Here is a 21,059-nt window from a genome sequence, read left to right as displayed (position 1 = left end):
AAATTTCCATTTTGGTTGCCTTGAATTTTAATTTGTCGCAAAAAAGTCGTTGAAAAACCATCGAATTCCTCTTTGGATAGCCCTTCTTCCTGTACTTTTACTCATTGTACTGCTATCAATCAACGTCTTGTTTGTGAGCGGAGACGACGCTCTTAGCGGAAGCAATCAACTCATACTTATCACCTGCACCTTTGTGACGTTTGCACTGAGTTATTTTTACGGTACATCGTGGCCTATGATAATGGACAAAATTGCTGTGAACATACAGCAGAGCAGTGCCGCCATTTTCATTTTACTCTTAATTGGCTCATTAGCAGCCATTTGGACGTTCAGCGGCATTGTGCCTACGATGATCTATTTTGGTTTAAAGTTGCTCAATCCTGACTACTTTTTACCGCTTACCGTACTTGTTTCATCTGTGATATCGGTAGCTACTGGCAGCTCTTGGAGTACAACGGCTACTGTAGGCATTGCGATGATGGGTATAGGCAACTCTTTAGGAATAAACCCGGCAATTACAGCAGGTGCTATTCTTACTGGGGCCTATTTTGGCGATAAGATGAGCCCGCTGTCTGACACCACCAACTTAGCCCCTGCTGTGGCTGGTACTGACCTTGCCACACACATTCGATATATGACTATTACGACATTTCCATCGTATAGCATATCTATGTTGATTTTTATTGGCATTTCCCTCTTTCAAAACAGAAATGTAGTAGATATGTCGGTATCTCAAGAAATGATTCATACGCTAGAGACCACCTTTAATGTATCAGGGTGGACACTTTTGGTTCCAGCTCTTGTAATATTGCTAATTGCCTTGAGATTACCAAGCCTTCCTGCCATTTTTATAGGAATACTTGGAGGAATTGTTATTACTCTCATTTTCCAGAACGATCATGTGATGCGCAATTTAACTGCAATGGAAAGAGCCAAAACATTGATTCATGTGCTAACATCGAAAAACGAAATTTATACCGGTGTGCCAGCGCTCGACGATCTTCTGACCACTGGTGGAATGGCTGGAATGCTAAAAACAGTATGGCTGATCATTTCGGCAATGTGTTTTGGGGGTGCAATGGAGGCAAGTGGATTTTTAGGGCGAATTACAGACGCCATAATGTCGATGGCTCGCAGTGAATTTTCGCTCTTTACGGCTACAGTGAGTACTACACTCTTTGTAAATATAAGTGCCAGCGACCAGTATCTTTCGCTGGTAATACCAGGTAAGATGTATAACAAAGCCTTCAAAGACAAAGGATTAGCTCCAGAGAATTTGAGCCGAACGTTAGAAGACAGCGGTACAGTCACATCTGTATTAATTCCTTGGAATACATGTGGGGCATATCACTCGGGGATTTTGGGTGTATCTACCCTACATTATCTTCCCTTCACATTTTTCAGTTTGATTAGCCCTGTGATGACCTTAATAGTGGCCGGTTTTAAATACAAAATTCGCAAAATCAACAATCAATAACCGACCTTCTTGTTCTTTTGAATGTATTAAAAAAGATAAAAGTTGTTTTTTTGCAACTCTAATTCCATGCACATGTTGCTACCTGCTATAAGACCCTCGCGCGCAATAATTTCAATAGTTAAACCTTCCATTGATTGTGGTCAATATTTTATTAAGCGAGTCGTAGGAGAGAAAGTGGATGTTTATGCAGCTGTCTTTGCCGATGGACATGATGTAGTGGCTGCAGAAATTCTGTACAAACACGAGTCAGATGCTCAGTGGTCAATTTCCCGACTTAATCTGGCAGTTAATGATGACTGGTATGGAACTTTTGTGGTTGAAAAGCAGCGCTTTTATCACTACAAGGTACGCGCGTGGGTCGATTATGCTTTGAATTGGCAAAGCGGACTTATCAAAAAAGCTTTGGATGGACAGCACGTTCAAGTAGAGCTCAACGACGGACTGCCATTACTCGAGGAGACTATAAAACTCATCCCGAAATCGATCGACAGTACATCTTATGATTTTCTGAAATCTACTATAGAATATATCAAAGCATCTGACTATCTTAAGGCACTGGAAGCCTGTACAAGCAAAGAGCTTAAAACAATATTAGAAAAATATCCAACTCGGAAAAATTCAGTTGAGAGCGCAGAATACAGAATTTGGGTGGATCGGCCTAAGGCAGGTTTCAGTGCATGGTATGAGCTTTTTCCTCGCTCAGCATCGCCTGAAAAGGGCCGTCATGGCACTTTTAAAGACTGCGAAGCCCTCTTGCCGCGAATTGCCGACTTGGGTTTTGATGTACTTTATTTTCCACCAATTCACCCTATAGGCGAAATCAATCGAAAGGGCAAAAACAACTCTGTAATTTCGAAACCCGGGGAACCAGGTTCGCCCTGGGCGATTGGCTCCCGATTTGGCGGCCACGACGCCATACATCCAGAGCTCGGAACCCTCGAAGATTACAAAAACCTCATTGCCAGGGCCAAAGAATACGGCATCGAAATCGCCATGGACCTGGCCTTTCAATGTGCCCCCGATCATCCCTATGTGAAGGAGCATCCAGATTGGTTTGTGATAAAATCAGATGGTAGCATTCAATACGCAGAAAATCCACCGAAAAAATATCAGGACATCTATCCTTTTAATTTCGAATGTGACGACTGGCAGGGCCTGTGGAATGAGCTGCTGCGCGTAGTGAAGTATTGGGTGGAGCAAGGTGTGAGCATCTTTAGGGTGGATAATCCACACACAAAGCCCTTTAAATTTTGGCAATGGCTTATTTCTGAAGTACATAAAACGCATCCGGATATTATCTTTTTAAGCGAAGCTTTTACTCGACCGAAAATCATGCACGAACTGGCCAAGCTAGGTTTCACACAATCGTACACCTACTTCTGCTGGCGGAATACAAAAGCCGAACTTACTGAATACCTCACTGAGCTCACCACTACCGATCAGCGAGAATTTTTCAGGCCAAACTTTTGGCCCAATACTCCGGATATAAATCCATGGAGCCTGCAGGGCGGTAATGAGAGTTTATTTATGATCAGGCTTTTCTTGGCAGCCACACTTTCATCGAATTACGGAATTTACGGTCCAGTATATGAATATGGAATACACGAGCCTTATCCTGGCAAAGAAGAATATCTCAATAGCGAAAAATACGAGATTTACCACTGGGATTGGTCGCGCGAAACCCGGCTCACTGTATTATTACGATTGATCAATCAAATAAGAAAAACTTATAAAGCCTTTCAGACAACCTATAATCTAACCTTCTGTCCTGTAAACGACGATCATCTCTTAGCCTACTACAAGGGCAATACCGACAATGGTGAGCATTTTTTAATGGTGGTAAATCTCGACCACCTAAACACCCGACAGGGTATGGTACGTCCGCCCTTTGAAAAAATGGGACTTCCGGTAGGCACTCATTTGCTCATGCAAGACTTTATCACCGGCAATACTTGGACGTGGTATTCTGAATACAATTATGTAGCGTTGCATCCAAACGTTCCTTTTCATTTGTTTAAAATTTCAAAGGCGTAATGCAGTACATCAAAGCAATACACATCATTTTTGTAGTTACTTGGTTTGCTGGCCTTTTTTATTTGCCCAGACTATTTGTGTACATACGTGAAGCTGACGAGAAGAAACAATCAAACGACCTAAGAGCTCAACTCATTTTAATGGCACATCGACTTTTATACATTATTACGTGGCCATCGGCAGTTTTGACATTCATCTTCGGCAATTGGATGCTGATTAAAACAGGTTATTATAAAATTTTGCTTTCTTCCAGTGGCTCCTGGATGGGAATAAAATATCTTTTGGTCATTGCCTTGTATGCATACCAAATATCGCTCGATGTGATACTCCGAAGATTAAAAAGCAATGCATTGACTATGAATTCTTTTAAATTAAGATTGTACAATGAAGTTCCAACAGTGTTGTTGATTGCCATTGTAATGCTAGTAGTAGTAAAGTCAAATATTTCAGCCATTTATGGAGTTTTTGGTTTGTTGATTCTAGTGGCAGTATTACTTTCAGCCAGCTATTTGTATAGACAAGCTAGAAATCAATAAAGCGATGGGCAGAGTATTGATATTTATAGGGTTATTGATTTTAATTATCGGAATAATTTGGTATGCCGCTGAGAAGTATGGTTTAAAATTTCCGGGTAAGCTGCCCGGTGACATTCTCATCAAGCGCGGAAATACCACTATTTATATACCTATCCTTACATCAATTATTCTCTCCGTTGTCTTGTCCCTCATCATGTGGATTGCTTCAAGATTCAAATTTTGACAGTGTTAACGGTTAATAAATTTTTTACTGTTTCTTTTCTACTTTTATAAGGAATTTCGTGAAAAAAAAAAGCTATTTGATAAAGTCCAAAATTTATCCCAATGATTACTGAAAATACATTTGTACAAATACTAAAGCATGATTGAGTCCATTTTGACTAAGTTTTCAGATCGATTCATCTCAAAGTGGCTCATCCTTGTTTTTGATGTTTTTATCGTTCTATTAACCTATCCAATAGCTGTTTTCATCAAAAACAACTTTGACTTTCTCTTAATGCGGGATGCCTCATTTGGCATCGAAGTGGCACTTATTTTAGGTTTCACTTACCTTCTGAGTTTTTTATACAATGAATCGTACAAAGGTATTATTCGTCAAACAGGGCTTAGAGATGCCTTTCTTATTTTTAAAGCTTCTACATTTGGATTTGCAGCTTTACTACTAATTACATATCTCATTGATTCTTTTAAGGTTATTCAGGTCAATGTTTCAAGAAACACTCTAGTACTTCACTACCTGCTGACTTTATTATCGCTATTGGCTGTGCGATTCATGATCAAATCGGCGTATTTAAACTTTAAAAAATCCACCAATGGATTAAGGAGAATCCGAGTAATTATTTTTGGGTCAGGTTCTATGGGCGAGCTCACTCGTCAGACCCTTGCAAAAGAAGTTACCAAACACTATGAAGTAGTTGCTTTTTTAGACGATAACACTTCTAAAAATGGCAAGTTGCAAGATGGAATACCTGTTTTGAAGCCTGATTTGGCTCTGAACAAGGAATTTATTCAATCAAAGCGTATACACCAGCTCATCATTGCTGTTCAAAATCTCTCGCTCGAGCGCAAAAAGCAACTCATTGAAACTGGTATGGAGCTTGGCCTAAAGGTGAAAGTAGTACCTCCGGCAAAAACATGGATTCAGGGTGCTCTGACCTCCAAGCAAATAAAAAACGTTCGCATCGAAGACCTACTTGAGAGAGAACCTATTACTCTTGATTCCACCAATGTGAGAAAAGAATTAAACGGAAAAGTTATTCTAATTACCGGAGCGGCAGGTTCTATTGGAAGTGAAATACTCCGTCAAGTAATATACTACAAACCAAAAAAACTCATTGCACTCGATCAGGCAGAGAGCGCATTATACGATTTGAGCTACGAAATAAAAGCAACAGTCGAAAAACTTGGGGTGCAATTAGAATATATCATAGCGGACATTACGAATGAGCAGCGAATGAATTTACTCTTTTCGAAGTACAAACCTCAAATAGTTTTTCATGCAGCTGCTTATAAACACGTGCCACTCATGGAAGAGCACCCGTATGAAGCAGTGCGCGTAAATGTCTTTGGCACTAAACTGTTGGCAGATCTATCAGTAGAATATGTGGTTCACAAATTTGTGATGGTAAGTACTGACAAGGCGGTAAACCCGACCAATGTAATGGGCGCTACTAAGAGAATAGCTGAAATGTATGTACAATCGCTCAGTCAATGTTCAAATTGTGCTACGCACTTTGTTACTACCCGCTTTGGCAACGTACTCGGAAGCAATGGCAGTGTAATTCCACTCTTCAAAAAACAAATCGAAGCTGGAGGTCCAATTACCATTACTCATCCAGAAATCACCCGTTATTTTATGACCATTCCGGAGGCGTGTAATCTGGTACTCGAGGCAGGCGCTATGGGAAATGGAGGTGAAATCTTCGTTTTTGACATGGGCGAATCTGTAAAAATCCTCGATTTGGCTAAAAAAATGATTCAACTCAGCGGCTTGGTTCTGGGTAAAGACATTGAAATCGTGTTTACAGGCTTAAGACCTGGCGAAAAGCTTTACGAAGAACTCCTTGCCGATAAAGAAAACAACCTGCCTACCCACCATCACAAAATAATGAAAGCTATAAATGCGGAAATTGATTACGAAATGTTGACCTATCAGCTGAAAAATCTCGAAGAAAAATTTCATAATGGCGACGACTTTTCGCTTGTAGCAGCTATCAAACAAATAGTTCAGGAGTATAAGAGTAATAATTCTGTTTATTCGAAGTTAGACAAATAACCTTGCAAAGAAATATAAAACACTCTAACCATTTTCTTGTAGCATTACTCGTAATTTTTAATCTCGGTAGTAAGGTTAACGCTCAAAGCTCCACAGACGGAAGATACGAATTTCACCCTTTAAATCTGGAATCAAAGATTTTTATTTTCAACCATGCAGAGCCTTCAGAACACATTCACACATCTGTTTGGCCTCAGCGCAGAACATATTTTAAGGGCGATTTATCAACTTACAGAGAATGGTTTGGGATAAGTCAAACTGAACGCTCGGAAAGACCTGGAATTCTTCAGTGGATTAATAGAAAAATACTTAGGGAAGATCTGATTTTCGTTAAAACCAAAGATTATGCTTTTTACATCAATCCCGTTCTTAACCTACAGCTTGGTATGGATGCTTTTACTGCACGTAAAACTTATCTCAATTCCAGAGGAGTGACGGTGGATGGAAAAATAGGGGATAATCTTACATTCCAAACTTTTTTTATTGAAAATCAAGGATATTTTCCTGAATTCATGAACGAATATTTTCGTCAAAAAGGTTCTGCCTTAGGCTGGACACTTCACAGAGGATATAGTAGAAGTGGATTTGATTTTCCCTACTCTTTAGGCCAGGTTTCATATAACGCCGGTAGATTTTTTAACCTAAGTGCAGGGCACGGCAATCACTTTTTTGGCGAAGGTTACCGTTCAATGTTCCTCGATGACCACGCAATACCTTACGGTTTTTTTCGAATTGAAACCACCGTTTGGAAATTCAAGTACATCAACCTCTTCACAGCAATGAGCGACATAACCCGCTCGTACATGACCTCGGGCAGATTTCTGCCAAAATATGCCGCTATGCATTATCTGAGTTGGAATATTTCTAAAAAATTCAATCTGAGTTTTTTTGAAAGCATCGTGTTGGGCTCCGACACCTCAGGAGTACAGCGCGGCTTTGATGTGAACTTTTTTAATCCCATCATTCTCTATCGCGCCTTAGAGGCTAACCGTGGCTTTAATACTGGTAACGCAATGATCGGTGTTGGATCATCTTATAAAATTTTGAACCGCATTACAGCTTATTCTCAGATTGTTTTCGATGATTTTTCATTCGAAGGCTTTAATAAATTATCTCAAGGGCATTACATGAACTTTTTTGCATGGCAGTTGGGTCTGCGATACCCTAATGCCTTTGGAGTCAAGCATCTGTTTCTTTTAGCTGAAGTAAATCAAGCCAGGCCATTCATGTATGCGCATCGCAGTACACTTACTAACTACGAGCATTTGGGCCTACCGCTGGCACATCCTTGGGAAACAAATTTTAGGGAAACCATCTTGCTCGGACACTACTCCTATAAAAGATGGGAAGTACTTGCAAAACTCAACTTTGGTTTTAGAGGGTCTGATACCTCTTTAGCCAATTGGGGCAATGACATTCGCCGATCTTATGAAGACCTTGGCAACGGACAACTTGGATATTTTTTAGGCTCACCGGTAAAAAGAACCATTTTTCAAGGTTCCCTCCGAATCGGATATGTCCTCCAGCCTGTTGTCAATATGCGCATAGAGGCAAGCTATACGTTTAGAAGCGAATCTTTTAACAACACACATTCCATTTTATCAGCATATCCTATGCGTTGGTTTAATATTGGGGTGAGAACGGCTATCTTTGGTTGGAAAGACGACTTTGCCCTTATTCGATAAAGTTTCTTCGAATCTCTAAATACAACTCTCGCTGAATGAGACGCACAGCTTTGTTGTATGCATCGCGGGCGGCTGATTGCTCGTCTGTTTGTATTCCCCTGATGTTCTTCACATTACGAGTGTAAATTACGTTGAAGTTTCGATCGGTAATATGTATCCTGAAAGATAATTGTACATTGCTCATTCGATTGATGAAGCCAACGTCTTCTACATCTGAAGAAATCGACACGATAAAATCAGCATTGTCAGCAATTACTGTAGATTGAAACTGATCTTTAGCTAATTCCATTTTTAAGGCATCTGTAAGTACGGCCGAGGAGAATGGTCTTCCAAAAGCCCGCTCATCTGAAACAAAAAAGAAAGATGGACTTTGCACAATAACATCTAAGACAAAAGGCTTAAGGCGCAGTTGATTCATCAATGCAATAATTTGCTGATTTTGTGTGGCTTCTGAAGTCCAGGCTTCGACATTAATGACGGCTGTGATCCGTTCTCGTTGAGCGGTTGAAGTCACGCGACCCAAGTCAATAAATACTGCTCCTGCAGCATTGGTTTTCTGATTCGGATTTCGTAATCGCCCTCCTGAATACGACAATCTGACCGGGATGGACGGCTGACGAATGTTTTGGAAGGTTACAAAGATCTCGAATTGCTCATCATCTATAGATCTTCCCCTAGTTATCTGAATCTGTCTAATGGACGACTGAATCTGCATTTCATTTAATAAACCAATGATTCTGGATATCAAATGATTACCAAAAAAAATGCGATTTCCTTGATAGGTGTATTCAAGCGGTTCGGACCAGAAGCTTTTTATAGCTTCCATTGACTTGATGTAAAGTAAGTAAGCCTGGTATGCATCTCTTTTGTTTCTGAATTCCTCAGCTGCGGAAAGAAAATCAGCAGCTGCCGCTAATGCACGCTCTCTTTTAAGAGCCTTTCGGCGCTCGTGCTCTTCTTTTGAGAGGCGATAGAATACGTAATAATGCGTCGGCGTTTCATAGGTATCCACGAGTTCAAAGCCTTCCAAATCTTCAGTAGAGGTAACTTGTGTATTCGATACAAACGATTCACTAAACTGGCGATTTACCTCTACCTGACTTAAAAGAGAAGATGCATTTACTTTAACTGAAATTTCGCTAGCTAAGTCATTCAAGGCGTTGTTTTTAGCCACTTGCTTGTAGTCGTAATTAGCACTGTAGGCGTATTTCGGACTTACGCCAATTCCGTGATAATAGAATGGATCAGCGGGTTTTGTCGTAATCCAAGCAGGTGCAGGTCTTATTTCGCTTTTTGCTGTTTTCTTTTTGCTATTACAGCCTGTAAGAACAAATAATGTTGTAAAAATTAGAAAGTAAATAAATCTCATTTCTCCGGATTAAATGCTAAAATTGAATTTGCTACTCGAGAACTGATGTTTTGAAGAAGCCTCTCCTGTAAGGTTGATAAATCAGCAACTGTTTGTCTGGCTCTAAGCAATTGATCGAGCTCGCGCTTGGCGCGCGGACTGTTGTCAATGCGGTCAGAAGGATGAGGTTTGTTGATGCTTTGCCATGTGCCCGGATACAGCAATCTTGTATCGCCTTGATAAACAGCATATTCAACACGATCACTTTGCCGAGTTTCGATAACATCTGACACAAGCACCTCGCCGGTTTCAGCGCTTACAAGTTGGTAGCTGAAGGAGCATCTTACCTCATTTTCGCGACTGAATACTGTGTATTGCACCTTGCTGTATTCTACCGTTACTACTTCCACACCTTCCTGATTCCTGATTTTAATCTCTCTGCCGAGATAACCAGGTCTCACTTCGCGCTGGAGCGGCCCCTCTTTAGTACGCCAGTCGGTAATTTTACAGAAGAGCAAAGCGTTTGCTCCGAGCAGCTCTCCCGTTTCGCGCGAAGTACGCATAGCATTTAGTAATGTAAGGTTTCGTTCACGCATAAGGGTCTCTGTACGCCGGCGATCCACTACTTTTACAAAAGGGTTATTCGACCGGAGAATTTGATTTATAATAGCGTTTACAATTTGTTGGTCATATTCATTCAAGTTGACGGAAGTTTCAACGGGCATAATAGCAATTACAAAGAGTGCCTTTTCGAGCGAAAGATCCATCATGCGCTTTGCGTCTTTGTATCCGGATCTAATGGATTCCACTTCTTTGAATCCATAATAAGCAGTGCGAAATTTTCCTTCGTTATAGGCTCGCATGGCATTTCTGTAACGGGGTTCTGCCCGAGTTAAACTTTTCAAATTATTCAATTCCTCGTTGCGAATATTCAATTCATTAAGCTTATTTAGCTCAGCTTCAGCTTCTTCAAACTTTTCTTCAGCCAGTAGGTCTTCAGCCCGCTCCACCACTTTCTGCACAAAAATGCGCTCACTCTGAAGGTACATTTGCCTGTAATGATCAGATATAGAGGAATTTACTCCAAGATTTTTCATATCTCTGTCGAGCCTCATTGCGCTTTGATAGCGCATCACAGCTCTCTCATGGTCGCCTCCCGTATGTGCTACATAAAATTCTGACAGTATTTGCTCCAGATAAATCTTCCCTGCGTTAGAGAGTGCTATTTGCGCTTCGATGTTTGAGGGATTTCGACGAAGAGCCTCCATATAATTATTGACGGCCTCAGCAATAAGACCAGCGCTTTCAAGTTTTCTTCCGTATTTATAATAGCGCTTTGAGCCGCTGCAAGCTCCTATCACCAAGAAAGAAGAAAAAAGCGCCAGAAGTAAAGATTTATTCATTTCAATCAATAATTTCTTGATTGTGTTGACCAATAACACTTTGTACAATTGTCAAAATAAGTGCCTAAACTTGTGGGAGTGTACCTTTGTAAGCAAAAATTCTTATAGATTGAAAATCTTGCTTTCACCCTCTAAAAATTTGAATGCAAAAGTGAATCATAGGGCTAAATCTGTTCCACAATTTTTGGAACAAAGCCAAAAAATTCATGCAGAATTAAAGACAAAAACACCACCGGAACTGGCCAAACTGCACGACATCAATGCCAAATTAGCCGAGCTCAACTACCAGCGAAATCAGGCCTGGACAGTAGAAGGCATTAAAAAAGAAGGAACACCGGCTCTTTTTACTTTCTCGGGCGACGTCTACCGAGGGCTGGACGCCTCCACGCTCGACGAATCAGACTTGCAATTTGCAGAAGATAAAATTTGGATTTTGAGTGGATTATATGGTATACTTAAGCCTTTCGACGCAATGCTTCCATATCGGTTAGAAATGGGTACTGATTTGCCTGTAGGCACAAGTAAAAATCTTTATGAATTTTGGCGAGAAATACTTACGGCATATGTCGAAAAAAACGAATATGCATACATTATTAACCTGGCCTCAAAAGAATATTCTGATGTTATTGATTTTAAAAGACTTAAAATCCCCGTATATGAATGCACATTTTTAGACCGAGTGAAAAATAAGTATAAACCCGTTAACATCTTCCTTAAAAAAGCGCGCGGATTAATGGCGCGTTTCCTTATAAAAAATAAAATTGAAAAGGTGGAAAATTTGCAGTATTTTGACTATGAAAATTATACATTTGACCCTAAGCTTTCTAGTGAATTTCATTTCGTTTTTAAAAGAGACCGAATTTCTTAAATAAGTTTGCCTATCAGAATTTATAATTATGCATTTTAAAAAAATACTGTTTTTTTATTGGCTCTTAATCCCGTCGATTTTGGTAGCTCAAAAAACCAAATATTGGGAATGGGGCGTCGGTGCAGGCCTCTATCACTACCAAGGCGATTTAAATGAGAATTTTTCTGTTGGAAATTTTTTTAATGAAGCTGGACCTCGTTTGACTGGATTCGTTCGAAATAATCCGATTCCTTGGTTTAGTTACGGCATTGAAACCGGTTATGGAAACAGTACCGTAAAAGATATTGACTACGGAAGGACAGAGCGAAACTGGAATGTATATTCCGAAAGTTTTGATATTAATCTAAGCCTTGAGTGGAATTTCTTGCGGTACGGCAAATGGCACTGGGAGAACAAGTTAGCTCCATACTTCAAAGTGGGTGCAGGTGCACTTGTGGTAAGCAGCAGAGGTCAAAATACTGTAAATCTACCAGAATCAGTAGAACTTCACCCATATACTTATGGAACATATAATATCTTCTACGGATATGGTATAAAAACGCGAGTAGGATACCAAACTTCTCTCTTTTTTCAATTCACCAGACACTACACCGGTACTGACAAAATGGATGGATATATTGACAACAGCATCCAAAACCCCAAAAACGATCAATACATTTCCATCATTTTTGGTATTTCTAAACTGGTTTTTTGATATGAAAAAAATTTTCTTTTCATGCATTTTAATCAGTGTAATATTATTTACTTATGGACAAAAATCGGGATATAATTATGAGCAATTTGGAATAATGATCGGCACAATAAATTACTCAGGTGATGTAACTCCAAACTATTCGAATCCTACTAATATTATTAAGGAAATGCGGCCCACATTAGGAGTAGGATATTATAAAGGTTTATCGCCTTTTTACATCATTGGAACTGAAATTTCACATGGCATATTGTATGCAAATGAGGCAAATCACCGTAATGTTACGAGACCCTTTGAATTTACAAGTCATATTATTCAATTCAATATTATAAACGAAATTATTGCGAGAAGATTTGGCAAATATTATTACACTACAAAATGGGCACCTTATGGGAAATTAGGACTTGGATTTGGAATGGTAAATCCTACCCTGCATAAACCTGAAATACTCAATGAAAATGTCTTTGAAAGAAAAGACCAAATGTATTTTTTTGTAAATTATTTTATAGGCGGTGGTATTAAGCTACGAATCCGCTATAATTATTCGTTGAGCATAGAGGGAGTTTTTCACTTTACAAATCAAGACTTTTTAGATGGTTATTTAGATAAAAGAGTAAACAGCTTTAACGACACTTACGGCGGAATAAGATTAATTTTATCACGATATAATTTCGGTAAAAATTTAAATGTAAAATGATATTTAGAATTTTTCGAAATCTCTTACTTATTTTTTCTATATCTATTTATCACCTGACAGCCCAACCCAATTTAAAATATTGGACATCAGGGGTGTACATATCTTCTCAAATTCACTCGGGTTTTGCCAGCTCAGGCAATTACACATTTTCACCCTCTTTGGGATTTGGTGGTTCATTAAAAAATTCTTTTTTCAATAGAATACATCTTGGCATAGATGCGGGGTATATTCACCTAAAAAATGCTTATAAACGTGCAGAAAATAATACTTGGGATATATCTATTTCAAACATCGAAATTTTACCAAACGCCGAATTGCATTTGCGTTCTTTTGGCAAGTATATGCGAAAAAATAAGACAAGTCCATATATTAAAGTCGCTCCATCTCTTAATATCTTCCAATCAAAATTAGATAATGTACAAAACTTTACAAATGATTTTGAATTTTACCCTTACAGCTATCTTTCAATAGGTTGGTATATTGGGGTAGGGTACAAAATACGATTAAAAAACGACTACGTGCTCCAATTAGAGCTTTTCTCCAATTCAATGATGACTAATAAAGCATCAGGATTTTCTGTATTCGATACATACATTCAAGACAGATATTTGGGATTCAGGGCTTCATATTCATTTATCAAATTTTAATTTTTTTTAATGACACTCATAAAAAAGGAAGTTAAGTCTTACAATTATTTCTCAGGAAAAAGCCTTATTATTTTTTCAGATGAAGAATTCTTGAAATTTTTAATTCAACTCAAGGCAAGTAAGATTCTGGAAAATTCAAAAGTGTTTATAATTCCAACGAAAGAAAATATTTTAAATGTTGAAAACGAGCAAATAAAGGTTCATTTTCTCTATCGAATTATTCCAAAATCGCTCCTTAAAAGATTAAAGATCAATACAACTAAAATTGATGAAGTGCTCTACTTAGGAAATAATCCTACTATACTTCGTTTTGTGGAGAAGGTTTTTAGCACTTCTTCTATGATCTATGTCGGCAAATTGATATCAAAATCAGCCACCATAAAATTTACTCCTGAAGAAGATTTACAAAAATCCGCCATTACTTTTATCCACCTAATTAATAGAATTTACAAATGAATGCACTTAAAGGAACTGGTGTAGCGCTCGTTACTCCGTTCACTGCTACAGGTGATGTTGATTTTCAGGCCTTTAAAAGACTTTTGCATTATGTAATTGACGGAGGTGTGGAATATGTAGTGGTAAATGGAACCACCGGAGAAAGCGCAACTACGGATAGTGATGAGAAGAAGAAATTGCTCGAAATTGCCATAGAAGAGTGCGAAGGAAAAATTGGGGTAGTTTTTGGCATCGGAGGAAACAATACAAAACAGGCCATAAAACAGCTAAAAGCCTTTGAATACAAAGAGGTAATGGCCATATTAAGTGTTTCGCCCTACTACAATAAACCTACGCAAGAAGGCATTTATCAGCATTACAAAGCCCTATCAGAAGCAACTCCCCTACCCCTAATTGTGTATAATGTGCCCGGCCGAACTTCTTCGAATGTGTTGGCTGAAACTACACTACGCCTTCAGGCTGATTTTCAAAACATTGTAGCAGTTAAAGAAGCATCAGGCAATCTGGAGCAAATTATGGCCATCATTCGCGACAGGCGTAAGGAATTTTTGGTGCTCTCAGGCGATGACAACCTCACTTTGCCAATCATTGCACTTGGAGGTGATGGGGTAATCAGTGTTTCAGGACAAGGATTTCCGCACATCTTTTCACAAATGGTGCGCGATGCCTTGACAGGCAATATCACTGAAGCCCGCGAAAAACACTACAGGCTGTTTGAAATCACAAAATTGCTCTTTGCTGAGGGAAATCCAGGCGGAATAAAAGCCCTGCTTGCGCATTTGGGAATAATCAAAGAGTATTTGCGCTTGCCTCTTTGGCCAGTAAGTGAGGCCCTGAGAAATAAGATCATCAACGAAACCAAAAAAATTCTCGCCTGATAAACAAATTAATAAGCCAAGGATTTAAAAGGTATGTCGCGTACCATACTTGTAACAGGAGCCACCGGTTTGATTGGTAGGCATTTGATTCCAGAGCTTAGAAGATTTGGATATACCATTCGTACCCTATCCACCAGCGGCAAGGAAGACGATAACACCTTTTACTGGAACCCGGAGAAGGGTGAAATTAACAAAAAAGTTTTTACTAATATACACACAATCATTCACTTAGCTGGTAGCACGATAGCTCAGCGCTGGACGCCCAAAGCACGAAAGAGCATCATCGAGTCGCGCGTTAAGGGTGCACAGATGTTATTGCAACCGGCTATCGAAAGCGGGTTAAAAAAATTTATCACCGCTTCAGCTATTGGTATATATCCGCAAAATCCAGATGGATTATACGATGAATACTCCATGCAAACGGGGAGCGATTTTCCTGCGGAAGTGGTAAAAATCTGGGAAGCTGCTGCGGATGAATACGAGAAAAATGGGGTATCAGTAGTAAAAATCAGAACGGGAATAGTACTCGACCCGGAAGGTGGTGCCCTAAAAAAAATGCTGCTTCCAGTAAAATTAGGTGTTGGTTCGCCTATAGGTAGTGGCAAACAAATGGTAAGCTGGATTCATATTCGCGATTTAGTCAACATCTATGTGCAAGCGGTGGTAAAAGAAGAAATGAAAGGCATTTACAATGCGACGGCCCCAAGTCCGGTGACCAATAGAGAACTTATGCACGCAATTGCCAAAGTACTGCGGAAGCCTTTTTTCTTTCCTCCTGTTCCTGCTTTTGTACTTCATCTAATGCTGGGCGAAATGGCATCAATAACACTGGAGGGGAGTGCAGTAATTCCTAAGCGATTGCTGAATGAGGGCTTTTCATTCGAGTTTTCTGAGATTGAAGATGCTTTAAAAGACCTTTTAACCTAAATCTCTTTTACGCATCTGCATTGTAAGCCTGTATGGCCCCAATCGCCCATTAGCCGCTCATAGTCGTAGTAAATTTTTCCATTGCTTACTGAGAGGTAAATTGCATATTTACCAGCTGCATTAGGTGCAGCATTATCAGCTACCCAGAAGAAAGCATAACCAACCTCCTTCATCATACCATCGGCACTGCGATAGCCAACAGTTTTCAATCCGAATTTCCTGTGATCTAAAAGAACGTTAGGTGAAGAGGTGAGCGATTTAATCAAATTCTCCCAATCTGACTGAGTTGGCAATCGCCAGCCCTCCGGGCAAATCTTGCCTCCGTTTGTTGCAATACCATTATACAGGTAAGTACCATTGTGTAAAAAGTAGGCAGGCGCTAAAGTGCTGTTCCACTCCTCGTGATCGATGATTTGTCTTATCGGTGAACTGTTCCGAAGCACTGTGGGATTTGAACGAGTCACCATCCAATACAGACGGTCAACTTTCAAAGCTGTGATTGTCGCTCCCTTGTCATCAAAAAAGGTATTAATATCTGATGAAATCGCTGAAGCCGACGACTGTGAGGGTACTTTAGTACTACTGCCGGTTGAGGTGGTGGTGACAGCTGGTGCAGAAGTAGATTGTGCCGGAGTCGATGGTTTTAGAGTGGTGGCTGTGGTTGTCGATTCTGACTTTTGTCTGTTATTTCCAAACAGTTGTTCTGGGGGAGTCAAATTTTCAGGGGTATCGGTTGAAATATCGGCGAGTATTTTTTTGTATTTCTCAATGGTATCCTGATTAATGGTAAATTTCAATAAATCTTCCAGATGTTTCTTCATTTCCTCTTTGTTTTGTAAGATGTAACTCAATCTAAACAATACATGAGATTTATTAAAATTTTCAGCCATACTATCAAGAGCCTGTTGTCTGAGTGATTTAAGTTCATCTAAGTTACTGTAATTAGAAAGAGCCAATAAGGAATCTGTGTAGAAATAGGCATTTTTAAATTGCTTTGCAGCTAAAAGCTGATTAGCATTGGCCTTAAATGTTTCTATTTGTTCACTTTCTTTAGCTTTACTGTACTTAGTCCATCCGATCACACCTCCTACAAGAACCACAACTGCAGCAATTGCAGCCATCATGGCTTTGCGTCCTTTTGGTTTTGAGTGATTGGTTTGGATGTCTTGATATTTCTGATCGCCATGAGTAGAACGCTCTTCTGCAGCAATTTGCGATGAAATCACCGTCTTCTGAGCACTGGAGCCTGACGATTTCTGTGACATTGGAGAAGTGATTGGCTCAAATACACTGGTGGATCTTCCCAAATGCACCTGTTGACTGCCAGGTTGAGAAATTTTTAAAAAATCCTCCACATTCCAGATTCCATTCTCCAAATAGCGCGCAGCAGCAGCTTTAATCTGCTGAGCTGTTGGACGTTTTGATGGATAGTAGTTGAGCATTGCATTCATTAATGTGTTTAGACCGGCAGAATACCGATCGGGTAGAGTTGGCAACTCTGAATGGGGCATCAGGTGCATACCGCCCATACCCATCCAAGGAAGCGATGTAGTTGCCATTTCATATATCATTACTCCAAGTGAGAAGATATCGCCTTCAGGCACTATTTGTTGATTGCTGCCAAAGCGCTCAGGAGGAGCGAAAGATATGGTTTTACTGTTTTGTACTCCTGTTGCTCTGCGTAGCGTGCTTCGCATGCGACTGCTGATGCCAAAATCGGTAAGTAAATACCGACCTTTAGAATCGATCAATACATTATCAGGTTTTACATCTTGATGAATCACATCATTTTCGTGCAAATAGCTCAAACCATCGGCCACTTGATAGAGCACTTGAGCGATCTCATCTTCCGATAGTCCTTCGGAATTGAGTATCTTTTGATAGAGGCTTCCGCCCGTCATCAGCGGAAAGATGAGGAAAGGGCGATTTTCCCAGATATCGAAATGCTTGGCTGTTAAAAGATTTGGATGATGTAAATCCATTACCAATGTATATTCCTTCTGAAACTGAGCCAAAGCTGTATCGTCGAGTCCAGTCACATGGGCATAGATTTTTATAGCAACTTCTATATTGCCTGCTAGTCGGTCTGTGGCCTTCCATACTGCTCCAAAGCCTCCACTACCCAACTTAGAGACCAATTCATATCTATTGGCAATCACCTCCCCTACTTTCATCGATGCTGTTATTTTTCGATTGAAAATAATTCTTAAAAATCATCTGTGCCGGTGAGTTCTTTTTCCATTGCGTCGGCTATTCGAACAGCGAACGACAAAAGCTCTCTCATTACATCGTCTTTAATGTCTGAATTGATTTTAATCGAGTATTGTAAGATAAAAGGAGGCTCTCCACCGTGGATCTGCCAGTTGCCGATTTTGTAATCGTAATTTTTTTCAAGCATGTTGAAAAGAACACGCTGAGAAAAATCGGTCTTGTTTTGAAGTGTAGCTACGGGTGAAAATATTTCTCGAATCTGTAAACCACCTAATTCGTATGTCCAGCCATTTATAAAAACAACCTGAGAGCGACCTTCATTTAGATCAAAAATCAGTTTGTATCTTCTAGTATTGTTATCATAGCTGAATTTCAAGCCAGAACGGTTCAGCTGTTGTTCCAAGGCTTTATCTTGTGCAAACAGGCTTTGAACATTTACAAAGAGGAGCAAGATTAAAGTACCTAATGTCTTGAACGGCGTTTTCATTGTTTTATTGATTTTGTTCAAAAGTAGAGGGAGGTATCAGTGTACCTCCCTCACTCATTTGTATGATTTTAAAACGCCCGGAGTACTTACACTTCAAATACCGTATTTCTCCGATATCTGATTAATGCTATTAACCGTTGATTTCACAATCTGATCCATCTGATCTGCATATTTTCTCAGCTTACTAAGCACTATTTCTTTTAAATCAGGTTCTTCGATGTCGTTTATGTTTTCGCTTATTGCTAAAATTGTCGATAATGGACCACGCAATTCATGACTCTGCGACCACGCAAGCTTTTTGAGAAACTGTGCCTGTTCGATGATTTTTTTCTCATAGTTTTTAATGGCAGTGATATCTGAAATATGTATAGAAATGCCTAAATTGTTATTATTTTCATCCAGGATTGGAAAGATTTTAAATTTCCAAAACTCATCTCCGTCATTAAACTCAAAAATTACTGTTTCGCCTTGTAAAGCTTTATCAATTTGATTTTTAAAGTAATCCTGATTATCTAAATAGATAAATTCAAGGGCGAAATCACCTTGACGAATTTTCCTGCCAAACTTAATTTCTGTCAGCTCAAAAGCTCTTTTATTCGCATAAATCATTTTTAGATTTCTGTCAAAAATTGCAATTGCTGTATCGGTACTTTCATACATAGATTTTAGATAAAACTTTTGCCTTGTAAGTTCGGATTCGTATTGCTTTATATCGTTAATGTTTCGAGCTGAGTAAAGTACTGACCCGATTGTTCCATCGCTTGAACGCACAGGAACAAATTTTACAAAAAACCATAATCCATTACTGCCACCTACCGGTATATTTATTTCGTAAAAAATTTCTTTTCCAGATAGTGCATCGTTGAATTTTTCGTAGAAAAGCTCACGTAAATCAGGTATGATGTATTGATCAAAATCGTCCCCAACCTTTATTTCCTTTCCGAAAAATTGTCTTACTTCTTTGTACGCCTGAGCACTGAAGTATTCAACGCGATTATCTTTCGATAAAATGATGCTGCTTTCATTTGTAGAGGTTAGAATAGCCTCAAGTTTTTTTAAATTTTCAGTGAGTAGGATATGTTCATTTGTATACAATAAACTACCTATTAAAAAAACACAATTTTCTTCTTTACAATTTATTCTGTATAATTCCCAATTCACTCCTTGATTCTGGCCGAATGATTCGGAAGTAGTCCCAAATTTTAAATTGGTGTAATGCTCGTCGTTTTGAAGTACATTTAATACAATTTGTCTTAATTTTTCCTGTTCTTCAGCTACAAATAAATCCTGAATTTTTCCAAAAAAATTTTCATCTAATTGAAAATAATTTTTGAAAGCTTCATTACAGTGAATTATTTCATGAGCTTGATTTACAATAGCGTAGAGAGTACTTTTTGATCGCTTTAGAATATAATCATCCATTTGAAACACTGTTATTCATTACAAAAATAGAGTTTTATGTACATTTCAGAATTGAAATAAACACTGCAATGAATATGGAAATCAATATCGCCGAAGCACATCATCGAATAAAAAATTTTATTTTACGTACACCATTACTAACAGAAGATTACATCAATGGTTTTTTAGAAAATACTACTTTTTTTAAATGCGAAAACTTGCAGAAAATTCACGCCTTTAAAGCGCGAGGTGCAGCAAATGCTCTGAGCAAACTGGATAAAAGCCTTCTAAAAAACGGAGTAGCAACTCACAGCAGCGGCAATCATGGACAGGCTCTTGCCTGGGCAGCTAAAATTTTTAGCTCTTACGCCTACGTGGTAATGCCCAGTTCAGCTCCAAAGACCAAAATTGAAGCTGTGCATTACTGGGGCGGTGAGATCACCTTTTGCGAACCAACCCTTCAGGCTCGGGAGGAAACACTTCAACAAATAGTAGAGCGAACAGGAGCCATCTTTATACCCCCGTATAACCACTGGGACATCATCGAAGGGCAAGGGACTTGTGCTTATGAAATCTTTCAGGAAGACCTTGAGCCTGACTATTTATTGACGCCGGTGGGCGGAGGCGGACTGCTCTCAGGCACTGCACTCGCTGCGCGCCAATACTCACCAAAAACAAAAGTAATAGGCTGCGAACCTAAAAATGCTGACGACGCATACCAGTCTTTTAACGCCGGTAAGCTCATTCCAGTTGGAGCAGCTAATACAATTGCTGACGGACTTCGCACCTCACTCGGCGATATCACCTTCGAAGTCATTTGTAAGTATGTACACGACATCCTTACAGTGACTGAAGAAGAAATTATCGATGCCTGGCGCTGGATTACTTTCCATCTGAAAGTAATAATCGAACCAAGCTGTGCCGTACCGGTGGCAGTGTTGCTGAAGCACAAGGATATGTTTAAACAAAAACGTGTGGCCGTAATACTCACAGGCGGCAATGTGGACGCCGAGAAACTTCGGTTAATTTTGCCCTGAT

Annotated in this window: 19 protein-coding genes; 14 read left to right on the top strand and 5 right to left on the bottom strand. The window is 39.4% G+C overall.

Annotated features, from left to right (window positions below; genetic code table 11):
- The first annotated feature begins 49 nt into the window (after positions 1 to 49).
- The 6 genes from nhaC to ACK4EX_RS03395 all read left to right on the top strand — a co-directional run bounded on the left by nhaC (position 50) and on the right by ACK4EX_RS03395 (position 8,007).
- The gene (nhaC, locus tag ACK4EX_RS03420; RefSeq protein WP_409769727.1) at positions 50 to 1,477 is read left to right on the top strand and encodes a Na+/H+ antiporter NhaC; all 1,428 of its coding nucleotides are present in this window, start codon (positions 50 to 52) and stop codon (positions 1,475 to 1,477) included.
- A gap of 72 nt (positions 1,478 to 1,549) precedes the next feature.
- A complete protein-coding gene (locus ACK4EX_RS03415; RefSeq protein ID WP_409769725.1) occupies positions 1,550 to 3,511 on the top strand; it encodes an alpha-1,4-glucan--maltose-1-phosphate maltosyltransferase in 1,962 nt (653 codons plus the stop codon).
- Positions 3,511 to 4,047, top strand: a complete 537-nt coding sequence (locus tag ACK4EX_RS03410; RefSeq protein WP_409769723.1) for a CopD family protein — start codon at positions 3,511 to 3,513, stop codon at positions 4,045 to 4,047. The genes ACK4EX_RS03415 and ACK4EX_RS03410 overlap by 1 nt, the downstream gene beginning before the upstream one ends.
- Before the next feature lie 4 nt (positions 4,048 to 4,051).
- Positions 4,052 to 4,270 carry a DUF2905 domain-containing protein gene (locus tag ACK4EX_RS03405; RefSeq protein ID WP_409769721.1) on the top strand — a complete coding sequence of 73 codons (219 nt, stop codon included), beginning with the start codon at positions 4,052 to 4,054 and terminating at the stop codon, positions 4,268 to 4,270.
- 138 nt (positions 4,271 to 4,408) lie between these two features.
- Positions 4,409 to 6,322, top strand: a complete 1,914-nt coding sequence (locus tag ACK4EX_RS03400; RefSeq protein ID WP_409769719.1) for a polysaccharide biosynthesis protein — start codon at positions 4,409 to 4,411, stop codon at positions 6,320 to 6,322.
- A 2-nt stretch (positions 6,323 to 6,324) separates the two neighbouring features.
- Positions 6,325 to 8,007: a hypothetical protein gene (locus ACK4EX_RS03395; protein WP_409769717.1), complete on the top strand. Its 1,683-nt coding sequence runs from the start codon at positions 6,325 to 6,327 to the stop codon at positions 8,005 to 8,007.
- Here ACK4EX_RS03395 and ACK4EX_RS03390 read toward each other — a convergent pair.
- Both ACK4EX_RS03390 and ACK4EX_RS03385 read right to left on the bottom strand, forming a co-directional pair.
- On the bottom strand, positions 7,997 to 9,376 hold the full coding sequence (locus tag ACK4EX_RS03390) for an LPP20 family lipoprotein (protein WP_409769715.1): 1,380 nt from the start codon (positions 9,374 to 9,376) through the stop codon (positions 7,997 to 7,999). The genes ACK4EX_RS03395 and ACK4EX_RS03390 overlap by 11 nt on opposite strands.
- Positions 9,373 to 10,758: a hypothetical protein gene (locus ACK4EX_RS03385; RefSeq protein ID WP_409769713.1), complete on the bottom strand. Its 1,386-nt coding sequence runs from the start codon at positions 10,756 to 10,758 to the stop codon at positions 9,373 to 9,375. Before ACK4EX_RS03385 ends, ACK4EX_RS03390 begins: the two co-directional genes overlap by 4 nt.
- A 70-nt stretch (positions 10,759 to 10,828) precedes the next feature.
- On the opposite strand from ACK4EX_RS03385, the gene yaaA reads away from it, so the two are divergent.
- From yaaA to ACK4EX_RS03350, 7 genes are read left to right on the top strand one after another with little or no spacing between them, the layout of a single operon-like run.
- Positions 10,829 to 11,626, top strand: coding sequence for a peroxide stress protein YaaA (gene yaaA / locus ACK4EX_RS03380; protein WP_409769711.1), 798 nt, complete (start codon positions 10,829 to 10,831; stop codon positions 11,624 to 11,626).
- 28 nt (positions 11,627 to 11,654) lie between these two features.
- On the top strand, positions 11,655 to 12,320 hold the full coding sequence (locus ACK4EX_RS03375) for a DUF6089 family protein (RefSeq protein ID WP_409769709.1): 666 nt from the start codon (positions 11,655 to 11,657) through the stop codon (positions 12,318 to 12,320).
- Between the two features lies 1 nt (position 12,321).
- A complete protein-coding gene (locus ACK4EX_RS03370) occupies positions 12,322 to 13,014 on the top strand; it encodes a DUF6089 family protein (protein ID WP_409769708.1) in 693 nt (230 codons plus the stop codon).
- The gene (locus ACK4EX_RS03365) at positions 13,011 to 13,661 is read left to right on the top strand and encodes a hypothetical protein (RefSeq protein ID WP_409769706.1); all 651 of its coding nucleotides are present in this window, start codon (positions 13,011 to 13,013) and stop codon (positions 13,659 to 13,661) included. The genes ACK4EX_RS03370 and ACK4EX_RS03365 overlap by 4 nt, the downstream gene beginning before the upstream one ends.
- 9 nt (positions 13,662 to 13,670) lie before the next feature.
- Positions 13,671 to 14,117, top strand: a complete 447-nt coding sequence (locus tag ACK4EX_RS03360) for a hypothetical protein (protein WP_409769704.1) — start codon at positions 13,671 to 13,673, stop codon at positions 14,115 to 14,117.
- A complete protein-coding gene (gene dapA, locus ACK4EX_RS03355; RefSeq protein ID WP_409769702.1) occupies positions 14,114 to 14,995 on the top strand; it encodes a 4-hydroxy-tetrahydrodipicolinate synthase in 882 nt (293 codons plus the stop codon). The genes ACK4EX_RS03360 and dapA overlap by 4 nt, the downstream gene beginning before the upstream one ends.
- Before the next feature lie 33 nt (positions 14,996 to 15,028).
- Positions 15,029 to 15,922 carry a TIGR01777 family oxidoreductase gene (locus tag ACK4EX_RS03350; RefSeq protein ID WP_409769700.1) on the top strand — a complete coding sequence of 298 codons (894 nt, stop codon included), beginning with the start codon at positions 15,029 to 15,031 and terminating at the stop codon, positions 15,920 to 15,922.
- On the opposite strand, the gene ACK4EX_RS03345 is transcribed toward ACK4EX_RS03350, so the two are convergent.
- The 3 genes from ACK4EX_RS03345 to ACK4EX_RS03335 form a co-directional block, all read right to left on the bottom strand.
- Positions 15,919 to 18,096 (bottom strand): protein kinase domain-containing protein, encoded by a 2,178-nt coding sequence (locus ACK4EX_RS03345; RefSeq protein WP_409769698.1) that lies wholly within the window; start codon positions 18,094 to 18,096, stop codon positions 15,919 to 15,921. The genes ACK4EX_RS03350 and ACK4EX_RS03345 overlap by 4 nt on opposite strands.
- A gap of 32 nt (positions 18,097 to 18,128) precedes the next feature.
- Entirely contained in the window at positions 18,129 to 18,620 is a 492-nt protein-coding gene (locus tag ACK4EX_RS03340; RefSeq protein WP_409769696.1) for a hypothetical protein, read from the bottom strand.
- A gap of 93 nt (positions 18,621 to 18,713) precedes the next feature.
- Positions 18,714 to 20,042: a PAS domain S-box protein gene (locus ACK4EX_RS03335; RefSeq protein WP_409769694.1), complete on the bottom strand. Its 1,329-nt coding sequence runs from the start codon at positions 20,040 to 20,042 to the stop codon at positions 18,714 to 18,716.
- Between the two features lie 74 nt (positions 20,043 to 20,116).
- Between ACK4EX_RS03335 and ACK4EX_RS03330 the strand changes: the two genes are divergently transcribed.
- Positions 20,117 to 21,058 (top strand): threonine/serine dehydratase, encoded by a 942-nt coding sequence (locus tag ACK4EX_RS03330; protein ID WP_409769692.1) that lies wholly within the window; start codon positions 20,117 to 20,119, stop codon positions 21,056 to 21,058.
- Position 21,059: the final 1 nt, after the last annotated feature.

The sequence above is a fragment of the Thermaurantimonas sp. genome (genome assembly GCF_046299575.1).
Classification (GTDB): Bacteria; Bacteroidota; Bacteroidia; order Flavobacteriales; family Schleiferiaceae; genus Thermaurantimonas.
Note: the sequence above shows the minus strand (reverse complement) of the source record. Positions and strands in the feature narration are given on the sequence as shown.

Bases quoted from the DNA above. Each gene is read 5' to 3' on its own strand.
- ACK4EX_RS03415 (WP_409769725.1), top strand. From the start codon at position 1,550: ATGTTGCTACCTGCTATAAGACCCTCGCGCGCAATAATTTCAATAGTT.
- ACK4EX_RS03410 (WP_409769723.1), top strand. From the start codon at position 3,511: ATGCAGTACATCAAAGCAATACACATCATTTTTGTAGTTACTTGGTTT.
- ACK4EX_RS03405 (WP_409769721.1), top strand. From the start codon at position 4,052: ATGGGCAGAGTATTGATATTTATAGGGTTATTGATTTTAATTATCGGA.
- ACK4EX_RS03400 (WP_409769719.1), top strand. From the start codon at position 4,409: ATGATTGAGTCCATTTTGACTAAGTTTTCAGATCGATTCATCTCAAAG.
- ACK4EX_RS03390 (WP_409769715.1), bottom strand. From the start codon at position 9,376: ATGAGATTTATTTACTTTCTAATTTTTACAACATTATTTGTTCTTACA.
- ACK4EX_RS03385 (WP_409769713.1), bottom strand. From the start codon at position 10,758: ATGAATAAATCTTTACTTCTGGCGCTTTTTTCTTCTTTCTTGGTGATA.
- ACK4EX_RS03375 (WP_409769709.1), top strand. From the start codon at position 11,655: ATGCATTTTAAAAAAATACTGTTTTTTTATTGGCTCTTAATCCCGTCG.
- ACK4EX_RS03370 (WP_409769708.1), top strand. From the start codon at position 12,322: ATGAAAAAAATTTTCTTTTCATGCATTTTAATCAGTGTAATATTATTT.
- ACK4EX_RS03365 (WP_409769706.1), top strand. From the start codon at position 13,011: ATGATATTTAGAATTTTTCGAAATCTCTTACTTATTTTTTCTATATCT.
- ACK4EX_RS03360 (WP_409769704.1), top strand. From the start codon at position 13,671: ATGACACTCATAAAAAAGGAAGTTAAGTCTTACAATTATTTCTCAGGA.
- dapA (WP_409769702.1), top strand. From the start codon at position 14,114: ATGAATGCACTTAAAGGAACTGGTGTAGCGCTCGTTACTCCGTTCACT.
- ACK4EX_RS03350 (WP_409769700.1), top strand. From the start codon at position 15,029: ATGTCGCGTACCATACTTGTAACAGGAGCCACCGGTTTGATTGGTAGG.
- ACK4EX_RS03345 (WP_409769698.1), bottom strand. From the start codon at position 18,096: ATGAAAGTAGGGGAGGTGATTGCCAATAGATATGAATTGGTCTCTAAG.
- ACK4EX_RS03340 (WP_409769696.1), bottom strand. From the start codon at position 18,620: ATGAAAACGCCGTTCAAGACATTAGGTACTTTAATCTTGCTCCTCTTT.
- ACK4EX_RS03335 (WP_409769694.1), bottom strand. From the start codon at position 20,042: ATGGATGATTATATTCTAAAGCGATCAAAAAGTACTCTCTACGCTATT.
- ACK4EX_RS03330 (WP_409769692.1), top strand. From the start codon at position 20,117: ATGGAAATCAATATCGCCGAAGCACATCATCGAATAAAAAATTTTATT.